Origin of the sequence: Micromonospora sp. NPDC049497, from assembly GCF_044465805.1 — a bacterium.
In the GTDB taxonomy this organism is placed as follows: Bacteria; Actinomycetota; Actinomycetes; order Mycobacteriales; family Micromonosporaceae; genus Micromonospora.
In genome coordinates, this window is sequence record NZ_JBITMC010000007.1 from 84542 (window position 1) to 96852 (window position 12311).

Here is a 12311-nt window from a genome sequence, read left to right on the forward strand (position 1 = left end):
GGGTTGGACCGGTTCTTGTTCCTCACCTTCGACGGCCTCTCCACCGGTGCCGTCTACGCGGCGTTCGCCCTCGCCCTGGTGCTCATCTGGCGGGCGGCACGCCTGGTCAACTTCGCGCAGGGCGCGATGGCGGTCGCAACAACCTACGTCGGCTACGCCGTCGTCTCCGCGACCGGCTCGTATTGGCTGGGTCTCGGCGTGGCCGTCCTGGCCGGTCTGGCCCTGGGTGCGCTCGTGGAACGGGTGCTGATGCGCTTCGTCGGGCACGCCAATCCGCTGGGCGACGTCATCGTCGCCCTCGGCCTGGTGCTGCTGATCCAGGCGGTGCTCGGCATGGTGTTCGGCAACGAGTACCGGCCGGCGAACGTACCGTTCGAGACCGACGCCCTCTCGGTCGGCGGGATCACCGCCGTCTCCCCGTACGACCTGTGGGTGTTCGGCGCGGTCATGGTGGTCGTGGTGCTGCTCGCGCTGCTGTTCACCCGGACGTCAATCGGCCTGCGCATGCGGGCGTCCGCCTTCGCGCCCGAGGTGTCCCGGCTACTCGGCGTCAACGTGGCTCGCATGCTCACGGTGGGCTGGGCGCTGGCCGCCGCGGTGGGCGCACTCGCCGGGATGCTGGTCATCCCCACCGGGCTGGGACTGCACCCGCACGCGATGGACATGGTCTTCGTCGTCGCGTTCACCGCCGCCGTGGTCGGGGGCCTGGACAGTCCGGCCGGAGCCGTGGTCGGCGGGCTGCTGGTCGGTCTGATCCTGTCCTACGTCACCGGCTACCTCGGCCCCGACACCACACCGCTGGCCGTCCTCGTTCTGCTGCTGGCAGTCCTCCTGGTCCGCCCCGGTGGCCTCTTCTCCAGTGTGAAAGCGAGGCACGTGTGACCGCCACTCGGACCGGCCTGTCCACAGCAGATCCGCAGCCCACCCGGCCGTCGCCGCTACGCCGGTTGCTGCCCGGCCCGCCGGGGAACCCCGTCCCGGGTGACTCCGCCCTGCTACGCCACCTGATCCTGGCCGGGCTCGCGGGCACCATCGTCGTGCTCGTGACCAACCAGCTCGAGCCGTACCAGAACCTCCAGGTGGCCCGGGTCTGCGCGTTCCTCTGCGTGACGGCCGGCTACACGGTGCTGGTCGGGCTCAACGGCCAGCTCTCCCTCGGGCACGGGGCGCTGATGGCAACCGGCGCCTACACCGTGGCCCTGACCCAGCAGGCCTTCGACGAGAGGGCGGTGCAGGGCCGGTGGATCCTGCCGCTGTCGCTGCTGCTCGCCATCGCGGTGACCGCGGTGGTGGGCCTGGTCATCGGGTTGGCCGCCGCCCGGCTGCGCGGGCCCTACCTGGCCGGTGTCACGCTCGCCATCGCGACGCTGGTCCCGGCGATCACGACGATCTTCACCGAGGTCTTCAACGGGGAGCAGGGGTTGCGCTTCCCGTCGGAGACGCCGCCGGCCTTCCTCGGCGCGTACTTCCAGCCCGAGCGCTGGCTGGCCTGGATCGCGCTGGTCGCCGCGTTGCTGACGATGCTGCTCATGGCGAACCTGGTGCGCAGCCGGATCGGCCGCTCGCTGCGGGCCGTCCGCGACGACGAGGTGGCCGCCCGGCTCTCCGGCATCCACGTCGCCCGTAGTCAGGTGCTCGCCTTCGTGGTGAGCGCCGCCTGCGCCGGCCTCGGCGGCGGCGTGTACGCCGTGCTGACGGCGACCGTCGCCCCGGGCAAGTTCGCGCTCGACCTCTCGCTGTTCCTGCTGATGGCCATCGTGATCGGCGGCCTGGGCAGCCTCGCCGGCGCGGTCTGGGGAGCGATCCTGCTGGTGGCGCTGCAGGAACTGCCGAGCCTGATCACCGAGACCTTCACCCTGCCCTCGGACCTTGCCCAGCGACTGGAGGGCAACCTCGCCCTCGCCGTGTTCGGGCTGATCCTCATCGTCGTCATGATCATGGCTCCCGCCGGCCTGCAGGGCGCCGCCCGCTCCCTGGCCGCGCGGCTCCGGAGACGAGCCTCCAGCCGCTGAGCCACCGGTTGCACCCACCCCCACCACCTCGCACAGGACAGGAGAACCATGTATCTCACCGCACGTCGCGGCCTAGCGGCTGCCACCGGCCTCGCGCTGCTGGTCGGCGCCTCGGCCTGCGCCAACGACGCCCAGCGGGCCGCCGAGAACGTCCCCGGCGTCACCGACAGCGAGATCGTGATCGGCACCCACCAACCGCTCACCGGCCCGGCCGCTCCCGGGTACTCGCGAATCTCCGCCGCCACCAAGGCGTACTTCGAGCACGTCAACAGCAAGGGCGGGGTGAACGGCCGGAAGATCGTCTACAAGGTGATGGACGACGGCTACAACCCCGCGAACACCGAGAACGTCGTCCGCAAGCTCGTCCTCGACGACAAGGTCTTCGCGCTTCTCGGCGGCCTGGGTACCCCCACCCACACCAACGTGTTGGAGTTCGTCAAGGCCCAGAAGGTGCCGGACCTCTTCGTCTCCTCCGGCAGCCGCGCCTGGAACCAGCCCGAAAAGTACCCGACCACCTTCGGCTGGCAGCCGGACTACACAGTGGAGGGCAAGATCCTGGCCACGTTCGTGAAGAAGGAGTTCCCGAGCCGGAAGGTGTGCCACTTCGGGCAGAACGACGACTTCGGGCGCGACTCCCTTGCCGGCGTCGAGAAGATCCTCGGGCCGGTGGCGGCCAAGCAGACCTACACCACCACGAACCAGCAGGTCGGCCCGGCGATCGGCGCCCTGAAGGCAGCCGGCTGCCAGGTGGTCATCTCCGCGACCATTCCCGGCTTCACCGCTCTCGCCATGGGGCAGGCCGCCGCCCAGGGGTTCACGGCCCAGTGGATCGTGTCCAACGTGGGCGCCGACTACACCACACTGTCGAAGCAGCTCGGCGACAAGAAGGTGATCCTGGAGGGCATGATCGCCGACAACTACCTGCCGATGGCCAGCGACGCGAACGACCCGTGGATCCGGGCGTTCCGGACGATCCACGAGCGGTACAACGCCGCGAACCCGCTCGACGGCAACGCCATCTACGGCTACTCGATGGCGTACACCTTTGTGCAGTCGCTGCTCACAGCCGGCACGGACCTCACCCGCGAGAAGCTGGTCGAGGCGGTGCAGAAGGACGGCTTCCGGGGGCCTGGCCTAACCCCGTTCCGGTACAGCAAGTTCGTCCACGCCGGCTACAGCGGCGTCCGGCTGACCAAGGTGCAGCAGGGAGTGCAGAGCTACTTCGGTCCGACCTACATGACGGACGACGGCGAGGACCAGGTCAGGGAGTTCCCCGAGCCGCCGGTCGCACCGCCGGCCGACGCCATTCCGACATCCTGACCCCGACCGTCGGCTGCCAGGCCGGCGGAGCGATCGGAACGGGCCGCCACGGCGCTGTGGCGGCCCGTTCCGTGGACGCTGCGCACATGCTGAGGCTCAGGAAGTCTCGTCGCCGGTCCCTCCGCGTCGCCCAGGAGCCGAGCCGGCGGCTTCAGAAGATCGGGCTGGGCGCTCGGTGTCGCCCAGCCGACACTGCCGCAGTCGGTGCGCGCGCTCGAAGGCGAACTCGGCGTCGACCTGTTCCACCGAGTCGCACACGGGTTGGTGCTGTCCTGCGCCGGCATCGGCAGGTTCGGCCCCGGCGCCGCCGGGCCGGGATGCCGCGACCGTCGGTCGTCGGCCCTACGCTGGACGCCATGCAGGACGCCGCCCTTCACGGTGCCGAGGTGCCCTCCCGCGAAGTGATCCTCGACGCCGCCGCGGCGCTGATGGCGCGGCTCGGCTACGCCGGTACCTCCATTTCGAAGATCTCCGCCGCCTCCGGCTCACCGGCCAGCTCGATCTACTGGCACTTCGGCAACAAGGACGGGATCTACCTCGCGGTGCTCCGCCGTGCCCGCGACAATCTCGTCGCCTCGCTCCCGGGGACTCCGGTCGGTGACACCGTGGGGGAGCGGCTCACCGGGTTCCTCGACGGCGCCGGCGCCGCGTTCGAGCGCCACCCGCACGACCTGCGGCTGCTGCTGGATCTCGGCATGCTGGAGCAGCGCGCCGGTGCCGCGGCGATCGCTGAGCTGGGGCAGTACCGGCTGGCCTTGCGCCAGTGGGCCACCGATTCACTCGGCCACGTCTTCGGCCTCGCCGACCGCCCTGCCGTCGCCGGCGAGCTCGCCCGCTTCATGCTCAGCGTGGTCGGCGGGACCGCGATCGCGCGCTGGTTTGACGGCCCGGTGACGTCGTTACCCGTACAGCAGTTGCGCGTGGCCCTGGTGGCCCTCGCCCGCCATCACGGACTGCCGGTGGACGAGGACCCCCGCTAGGCCGACGGGCCCCGTTTCGGCGTCGTGCAGGGGTGCTGCCAGGCCGGATCGTGCGAGGCGGGGCGCCCCGTGTGTGCGTCCTGTCGGCGCGGCCGGACCTGTACCGACGGCATCTGACCGAGTCGCCGGTCGGCCTCAACGGCGTGCGCAAGCATGCCGAGACATTCGACACGTCGTCGAACCGAACCAGTCTCGGTGGTCACTGGCTGATGGAGGACGGTGGGTGCGGCGGCACCGCTGCCGCGTCGGCTCCTGTCGGGTGGCCATGGTCACCTGGATCCGCGTGGTTTCGCCAGTGTGGGAGATCCTCCCTCGCGTTTCCTCCGGTGGCACCGAACGGTAACCAATTCATTGACATCCATCGCTTCGCTGGCCATCCTGGGAGAGTCAAGTTACTGAACGGTCACTATCCATATGCATCCGCATATGGGCGTTTTGGGACGTGAGCCCCAGCCAGTTAAGGAGGACATGGTGTCTCTGCGCAGACTGAACTTGGCGGTGGCCCTCGCGGTCGCCGTCGCCGGCACCGCGATCGCCGGGATCCCGGTGGCCAGCGCCGCGGACAGCGGCGAGCAACAGCTCGCGACGACCGAGACGAGGACCATCCGGTACGGCCCGTGGACGATTCCCGCCGCCACTGGCCACACCCACGACGAGATGGGCGGCACCGGCAACCGAGTGGCGTTCAACATCGAGAAGCCCTGTACCAACTGCATGCTGACGGCGATCAAGCCGAACCTGGTGTACGAGGACGGCAGAAACGCCAACATCAACACCGGTCCGATGCTGCACCACGCCGTGATCGGCCAGTTCGGCGAGCCGGACCTGGTGTGCCGCCTCGGCGGATTGGGCCCGAAGCGCCTGTTCTCGTCGGGCAACGAGCGGACGCCTGTGACCCTGCCCGCCGGATTTGGGATGCGGATCGACTCAGGCGACCGCTGGAGCCTGGTGTACGACTTGATGAACCACGCCCACGCGGAGAGAACCGTCTACATCTCCATCGAGTACACCTACCTGACCGGCTCCGCCGCCCGGCGACTGACGCCGGTCACCCCGATGTGGTTGGACGTGGCCAGCTGCCTCAACCCGACCTTCGACGCTCCCGCCGGAGACACCACCCGAACCGCACGGTGGACGTCAACGGTGAGCGGTGAGGTCGTCTACATGAAGGGTCACCTGCACCACGGTGGTAAAACCATCACGGCCACCAACCTCACCACCGGTCAGCGAATCTGCGAGGTCGCCGTGGTCCAGGGCGGTTCGCCGGAGTTCATCGACGAGCACGGCAACGCCGAAATCTCCAGCGCACCCCCCTGCATCGGCTCTCCGATCCAGACCATCCGTCGCGGCGATGTCCTGGAGATCGCGGCCCGCTACGTCGCCGACCATCCGCACGAGGACGTCATGGGCATCATGACCGGTTGGATCGCCGAGCGCTGACGACACCACCGACGCGCCGTGGGCGGGCCGCAGCAGGACACGGCCCGCCCACGCCGTTCCGGCACCACCCACCACCGTTCCCCACGCACCCTTCGTCGATGACCGCCAGGCCGTGGGCCGGATCCCCAGCAACTGCGGAGATTGCCATGACAGCTCTCGACGGCGTCCCTCGGCTGCGCCGCTCCCGATTCCGGCACCGGACCACCTCCTTGCTTGTGGCGCTGTCGCTGTTGGTCGCCTGGACGGCGATGTTCCTTGTCGCCCCACACGTAGGGGTGAGCGCGGGTGTCCGGCAGTTGGCGCTCTTCGCCCATCTGGCCGCGCTGGTGCTGGGCTTCGGCGCGGTGCTGACCCTGGACTGGTTCGCTCTGCTGTGGCTGCTGCGACGCCGAACCCTGGCGACCGTCATGCAGGTCGCACGCGGCGTCCACACACCGATCTGGCTCGGCCTGGGCGGACTGACGCTCAGCGGGGTGGTCCTCGCGCCCGACACATCCACGCCCTTGACCGTGGTCAAACTCGTCGCCGTGCTCGCCGTGGCGATCAACGGCCTCTGCGCGCGGCAGGTCCAGCGGCGGTTGGCCGAACTGAACCGGAAGAGCCCACCGCTCAGGCTCCTGCTGACCGCCGCCCTGGTCATGGTGATCTCTCAGACCGGCTGGTGGACCGCCACCACCATCGGATTCCTCAATGCGCAGTAGTAAAGGAACCCAACCCGAAGCTCAGCCATGGACCGAGGGCCCTTTGCACTCAGGTGGTGTGGAGTTGCACCCGCGGGTATCGGCTTGGTGCGTTGCGCACGAACATCTCGAAGGCGGCCAGCGGCAGGGGCTTCGGTATGGGGTGGCGGTGCGGGATTGCGCGTATCCCGCGCTGGTAGCTGAAGAACACTTGCGGGTCGTTGGGATACCGGTTGGGTGATACACCTGCGAAGACGCCGGCGATGCGGGCTCGCCGTAGCAGCTCACGCCATTGGTCGGCGCTGGCTATGCCCACCGAGTCGACACCGTGGCAGAACAACCCTAGGTGCAGGTAGTCGTATTGCTCGCCGCTGTCTAGATAGCGGTGCACAGCGTCGAGAGACGGTTGAACAGGGAAAGCGGTCCAGTAGGGCACGGCGCCGGTGCGTAGGGTCCACCACGGGTCCAGCAGCATGAACGAGTCGATCAGCAGCCGGTCGCCCGGTAGGTCGCGTTGCCGGTACCACCAGCGGTACAGGTCCGCGATCAGCGGGCTGAGGTTCTCAGGCTCGTCGAACACCAGCCTGCTCAGCCGGTATCCGTGGCGGTCGGCGAAGGCGGCGAGATCGTCGTGAAGCGCCGGCTCGAAGCCCCATTCCGCTTCCGGGCTCTCCGCGTCGGCTGGCGGCGCCTGCCACTTGCTGACCGGGGCGCCGTAGCGATGAAGATATCCCGCGACCCGCGGCCCTCCGTCGCGGTACTCCTGCGGTGACATGCCGCCGACGGCACCGAACTGGAACAGATGCCGCTCACCAATGCGGCTCGTGGGCCACCGCTGGCCGCATTCGGCCGTCAGAATGACGCCGCCTGGTTCGAGAACCTCGGCGAGGAACTTCTCGTACGCGCGACCCAGCCGGATGCGTTTGACCCGAAAGTACGCCATTCGGCGCAGCGTGAGCCGATCCTGGCTCGGATCATGCATGTGATGCAGCACCAGATCGGGGTTGCGATCGAGCATCGCGCGGGCGGTGGTGTCGAACGCGTGCGCGGCCAGCACCGGATCGTCGGGCGGAACCCCACGCTGGCGTACGGGCAACAGCAGCGTCTGCGGCAGCCAGGGCACACCCAGCGCGGCGCAGAGATGGATCAGCGCACCATCGGAGGACCCGATCACCACCGCGGGGTAGCGGCGGCGCGGATACAGCCCGGCAATCGATCCCGCCACGGCGTCGATGTCGATCCTGGCAATATCCGGCTCGGGACGCCCCTCGGCGCCGCTGAACACGCTGTAGATCCACTCACGGGTGCGAAGCGGCAGCCTCGCGGCAACCATCGCGGCCGGCCGCAACACCCGCAGGGCGGGTTTGCCCAGCGGCGGCGTGTCCCGCCCGTGCAGGAACCGGGCCAACGCAACGACCATCGCGGACGCGGAGTCGAAACCGGCGATCTCACGCGGCAACTTCATGAGCACCTCCGGCCGAATCATGCCCGCCCGCACGGGTATCAAGCAGGCCATGCCCAAGTTCCCGCGCGATGTGACCACGTCCTACCACGACGGGATCCTGGGTCGGATGCGCAGCCGCGCGATCGGTGCGCCACGACCTGGCGTCCCGGAGGTCGTGCTCGTGCAGGGCATGGCCGTGGCCGACTATCTGCTACCAGGCCTGGCCGCGTTCGCCCAGTGGACCCGCGCGCACCTGGTGGAACTGCCCGGATTCGCCGGCAGCGGCGATCCGCCGCACGAGTTGTCGGTGCCGGAGTTCGGCCACGCCGTGGCCGACTGGCTAACCAAGCGCCATCTTGGCCCTGTTGTCCTGGCGGGGCATTCCAGCGGCACCCAGGTAGCAGCCGAGGCCGCCGTGATCCACTCCGGCGTCGCCGGGCTGGTACTGGCCAGTCCCACCGTCGACCCCGTCGCCCGCGGCCCGCTGCGTCTGCTTGTGCGCTGGCAGCTCGACGGCCGGCACGAACCGCCGGGCCTGACCGAGTCGCATCGGCCGGAGTGGAAACGCGCCGGCCTGCGTCGACTGGTCCACCTGGTGCGGGCTCATCTGCGCCATGTCATGGAGGAACCATTGGCGCGACTGACCGTGCCGCTGCTGGTCCTGCGCGGCGAGGAGGACCGGTTGAGCACGCCGCAGTGGGGGCGGCGACTGACCGGTATCGTCGCGGACGGCCGGTACCGCGAATTTCCGGGCGCTCACACGTTTCCCTGGCTGGACCCGCAGGCGTGGTCGGAACCGGTGCGCGCATTCGCCCAGACGGTGCGGCCGTAGGACAACGGTGCCCGCGCCGCGGTTCGCCGGGCGCCAGGTCGATGGAGCTACTTGCCGCGGGCCTTGCGGGTGCTGCTGTTGTTGGCCTTGCGGGTGGCGTTGACCAGGTCGGTCTTGTTCATGCGTGACCGGCCACGAATGTCGAGCTTCTTCGCCACGTCCATCAGGTCCTGCTTGCTGGCGTTGGCGTCGACCCCGCCGGCGGTCTTGCCGGAGGAGCCGCGGCCGCCGGCAGCCTTCTTGTCGCTCGTTCCTTCTTGCTCTTCGGCGCCCAGTGGTCGCCCAGGAACGAGCGCGGTCGGATGGGCCGGTCCGCGAGCGGCCCCTGTTGCGGGGCCCGGGTGAACCGGCCGCTGGTCAGGGCGGCCGTGAGTACGATCCAGGCGTGAGCAGGGGCGGCGAGGTGAGGTCCATTCTCCCGGCGCGGGACGGCACGGCGCAGGAACAGTCAGAAGTCGAGCTGATCGGACGTAGCGGGGAAGTGGCTCTGCTCGATGGCTTCCTCGCCGACAGCGCGACCGGTGGTGCTGCCCTGCTGGTATCGGGGGAGGCGGGTGCCGGTAAGACGGCGTTGTTGGACCTGGCCGCACCGCGAGCGGCGGTACGCGGATTCCGCGTCCTTCGCGCGGCGGGTGTCGAGTTCGAGTCGGAGATGAGTTATACCGGTCTCCTCTGGGTGCTGACCCCGCTGCTGGCCGGGCTCGGTCGGCTGAGCCCGGCGCAGGAACAGGCGCTGAGTGTTGCCGTGGGGCTCGCCGAGGGGCAGCCCCCGAGCCAGTTGGCGGTGGCGAACGCGACGCTGTCGCTGTTGCGGGGCTCGACGGTCGGCCAGCCACTGCTCCTGATCGTGGACGACCTGCCCTGGATCGACGCGGTCAGTGCCACGGTGCTCGCCTTCGTCGCCCGTCGACTCGCCGGTAGTCGGGTGGGTTTCCTCGCCGCCTTCAGGACGGGGGAAGGGGGCTGCTTCGAAGGCGCCGGACTCGACGAGCTGGAGTTCAAGCCACTCGACGACGACGCCGCTGCCTGCCTGGTGACGATGCGGTTCCCGGACCTGAGCCTGAGGACGCGCCAGCTCGTCCTTGATCAGGCTGAGGGCAACCCGCTGGCGTTACTCGAACGCACCGGCTCCCTGCGCGGCTGACCCCGCGGCGACACGGCCGCACCGCCCTGCCTGTACACCGCCAGCGGTGACAGTGCACCAGGGATCCATCCGAGCGAGGGAGGCGAGGTGCCGTTCACCAGTAGTCACGTCGCGGCCGTGCTGCCGCTGACGCGGTCAGCGTGGCTGGTGCCGTCGGCCCTGGTGATCGGGAGCATGATTCCTGATCTGCCTTACTACGTGCCGCTGCCGGTGGAGGCGACGCTGACCCACTCGCTCGCCGGCGTCCTCGGCGTTGACGTGGTGCTGGGTCTGGCGGCAGTGGCCCTGTGGCACGGGCTGTTGGCTCGCTTCCTGATCGCCATCTCGCCGGTCCGGCTACGCGATCGCCTACCCCCGCCCGCGCGTCGACGTTCTCGGCCGGCTATCCGCATGGCGATGGTGGTCGTCTCGCTGGTGGTTGGCGCGGCGACCCACGTGGTGTGGGACTCGTCCACGCACGACGGGATGTGGGGTACCGCGCACATCGGCTGGCTGGCCGAGTCGCACCTCGGCACGGCCGGCTATCGCTGGGCGCAGCGCGTGAGCGGCGTCGTCGGTGCCGCCGCCGTCGTGGTCTGGCTGGTCCGATGGTGGCGTACGCAGTCGCCCACGACCGCGACCGAGCAGCGGTCCTCGGCCGAACGCGTGCTCGTGGTGGCGGCCTGGACGGCCATCGGGCTCGCCGCCGCTGGCGGCGCCGCGCTGGCCGCCACGGAGGCACGACCATCGATCCCGCGCTGACCGCAGCCACTCAAGCTAGCTCAGAGTGAAAGCTGTCAAGCTCTTACGCCTCGCCCTGATGCCATCCTGACTGCGGCACGCCGGAGTCAGTGCGTGCGGCGAACGGCAGCTCTACGTCCAGACCGCGGGCCCCGTGCCGTCCTGGACCGTCCACTGCGCCAACCAACCGGCTCTGCGCCGGCGTCGGCCTCGTCGAGGGCGAGGGCTGCCCGTGCGGGATGCCTGGGGCGGTGGAGGGCGTCGCCCACATCTGGCTGCGCCCCGTCGTCCTCGATGCGGTCGCGGGGCCGCACTGATCCGGTAGCCGTGTCGGGCAAAGCGGACGCCCCCACCACCTCACGGCGGAGGGGGCGTTCCGATGAAGGTCAGGCGTCGAAGCGGACCCGACGGCGGCGCGCCACCACCAGCGCCACGCCAGCCAGCACCGCGATCACACCGACGGCGCCGAGCGCACTGGTGTTGACACCGGTCACGGGAAGGCCACCGCCAGCGTCCGGCGCGGGGCTGGTGGTCGGCGGGGCGGTGTTCGGCTTGAGGGGGTTGGACTCGCAGCCAATCCCCGGCGTGCCCCTGTTGCCGTCCAGGCCCCACGGGTCGTTGTTCACGTCCACCAACGTGACCCGGTACTTCACGTCAGAGCAGTTGACCGTGCCGGGAGGGTTGGGGAAGTCGGCGCACAGGTCCTGCGTAGTGCCGGTGTAGACGTACGCCTCGCAGTCGCGCGGCTCCGCGGGCTGGCTGGTCGGCGGGGTGGTCGGCGTCTTCGTCGGTTCGGCGCCCGGCTCGACCGCCTGGAAGTCGACGGCCTTGCCGTCGATCTTCAGGTTCTGCACGACCACTGTGCCGGCGGTGCCGTTGTCGTACACCACGCCGGCCGCCCCGATGGCGCCGGCTTCGGCGACGGTGAAGGTGATCGCGCCGTCCGCGCCGCACTGCGTGCCGCCGCCGATGTTCTGATCCCACGAGTTGGTGTTGACGCCGTCGACGACGACGAAGACGCGCGGTGCGCCACCGTTGCACACCGCGCCCTCGGACAGCTCGTAGGAGAAGCTGATCTCGGTGCCGGCCTCGACCTCGACGCCGAGGTTCGCGGCCTCCACCGAGGTGTTGCCGCCGATCAGCGTGACGGCGTGCTGGCCGGTGATGGCCGAGTCACCATTGGCCGCCCACACCGGATCGCCGGGCGCGGCCTGGGCGGAACCGGCCAGAGCCAGGGACGAGAGAACGAACGCGCCGACCGCGGCGCCGACAATCCTGGGCGTGCGCATAGAACTCCTTGGTCGAGTGTCGGTTCCCGCTCGCCGGCGGGAACTGGGCAGTCCGACAGGACCAACGACCGCCCGGACCAGGCACAACCCGAGGAACACTAATATCAGTCGTCAATCTGTGACGGTCACCTGTTCAGGCCGGGACGGTCGGTCGCGCGGCCCACAGCATGCGCGCCGGACGACAGCGCGGATCGGCTGTTCGGCCCATGCCCGGCTCGTATCGGTCTCGATAGCTGAGAGAGGACCCACCGGCAACCTTCTGACCAGGGCGTCCTGCAGCGGCGAAGCCCCAGACGTCTCGGCCTGGAACGGGCGACCACCGAGGTGCGGTTCGCACATGGGTGCCGAACGCAGCCGTCGTGCCGGTGTCCGTCGTGGCCGGCGAAGGCGTCCCTTACCGGTTCGCGGCGCAGGGAGTCCACGCCTACGACGACGGCATCGACGGGGTGC

11 protein-coding genes and 1 pseudogene are annotated in these 12311 nt (G+C 69.6%); 10 read left to right on the top strand and 2 right to left on the bottom strand.

The genetic code is table 11. The annotated features are described in order from the left end of the window. The first annotated feature begins 3 nt into the window (after positions 1–3). From ACIBR0_RS12785 to ACIBR0_RS12815, 7 genes and pseudogenes are all read left to right on the top strand, one after another. Positions 4–882: a branched-chain amino acid ABC transporter permease gene (locus tag ACIBR0_RS12785; protein ID WP_396715045.1), complete on the top strand. Its 879-nt coding sequence runs from the start codon at positions 4–6 to the stop codon at positions 880–882. Next, positions 879–2012, top strand: coding sequence for a branched-chain amino acid ABC transporter permease (locus ACIBR0_RS12790; RefSeq protein ID WP_396715047.1), 1134 nt, complete (start codon positions 879–881; stop codon positions 2010–2012). The genes ACIBR0_RS12785 and ACIBR0_RS12790 overlap by 4 nt, the downstream gene beginning before the upstream one ends. Positions 2013–2060: 48 nt before the next feature. Beyond that, positions 2061–3332, top strand: coding sequence for an ABC transporter substrate-binding protein (locus ACIBR0_RS12795; protein WP_396715049.1), 1272 nt, complete (start codon positions 2061–2063; stop codon positions 3330–3332). 150 nt (positions 3333–3482) lie between these two features. Beyond that, positions 3483–3737 (top strand): annotated as a pseudogene (locus tag ACIBR0_RS12800) (LysR family transcriptional regulator); the annotation flags it as partial. After that, a complete protein-coding gene (locus tag ACIBR0_RS12805) occupies positions 3689–4312 on the top strand; it encodes a TetR/AcrR family transcriptional regulator (protein ID WP_396715051.1) in 624 nt (207 codons plus the stop codon). The pseudogene ACIBR0_RS12800 and the gene ACIBR0_RS12805, both read left to right, overlap by 49 nt. A 471-nt stretch (positions 4313–4783) precedes the next feature. Next, positions 4784–5752 carry a hypothetical protein gene (locus tag ACIBR0_RS12810; protein ID WP_396715053.1) on the top strand — a complete coding sequence of 323 codons (969 nt, stop codon included), beginning with the start codon at positions 4784–4786 and terminating at the stop codon, positions 5750–5752. A gap of 146 nt (positions 5753–5898) precedes the next feature. Further along, a complete protein-coding gene (locus tag ACIBR0_RS12815; RefSeq protein WP_396715055.1) occupies positions 5899–6453 on the top strand; it encodes a hypothetical protein in 555 nt (184 codons plus the stop codon). A gap of 49 nt (positions 6454–6502) precedes the next feature. On the opposite strand, the gene ACIBR0_RS12820 is transcribed toward ACIBR0_RS12815, so the two are convergent. Then, complete coding sequence (locus ACIBR0_RS12820) at positions 6503–7897, bottom strand: hypothetical protein (RefSeq protein WP_396715057.1); 1395 nt, start codon at positions 7895–7897, stop codon at positions 6503–6505. Here ACIBR0_RS12820 and ACIBR0_RS12825 point away from each other — a divergent pair. From ACIBR0_RS12825 to ACIBR0_RS12835, 3 genes are all read left to right on the top strand, one after another. Continuing rightward, positions 7896–8708 (top strand): alpha/beta fold hydrolase, encoded by an 813-nt coding sequence (locus ACIBR0_RS12825; RefSeq protein WP_396715059.1) that lies wholly within the window; start codon positions 7896–7898, stop codon positions 8706–8708. The genes ACIBR0_RS12820 and ACIBR0_RS12825 overlap by 2 nt on opposite strands. A 385-nt stretch (positions 8709–9093) precedes the next feature. After that, positions 9094–9852 (top strand): AAA family ATPase, encoded by a 759-nt coding sequence (locus ACIBR0_RS12830; RefSeq protein ID WP_396715060.1) that lies wholly within the window; start codon positions 9094–9096, stop codon positions 9850–9852. Positions 9853–9939: 87 nt separating this feature from the next. Continuing rightward, positions 9940–10593 (top strand): DUF4184 family protein, encoded by a 654-nt coding sequence (locus ACIBR0_RS12835; protein WP_396715062.1) that lies wholly within the window; start codon positions 9940–9942, stop codon positions 10591–10593. 365 nt (positions 10594–10958) lie between these two features. Here the strand turns inward: ACIBR0_RS12835 and ACIBR0_RS12840 are convergent, their stop codons facing one another. Beyond that, positions 10959–11861 carry an LPXTG cell wall anchor domain-containing protein gene (locus ACIBR0_RS12840; RefSeq protein ID WP_396715064.1) on the bottom strand — a complete coding sequence of 301 codons (903 nt, stop codon included), beginning with the start codon at positions 11859–11861 and terminating at the stop codon, positions 10959–10961. Positions 11862–12311: the final 450 nt, after the last annotated feature.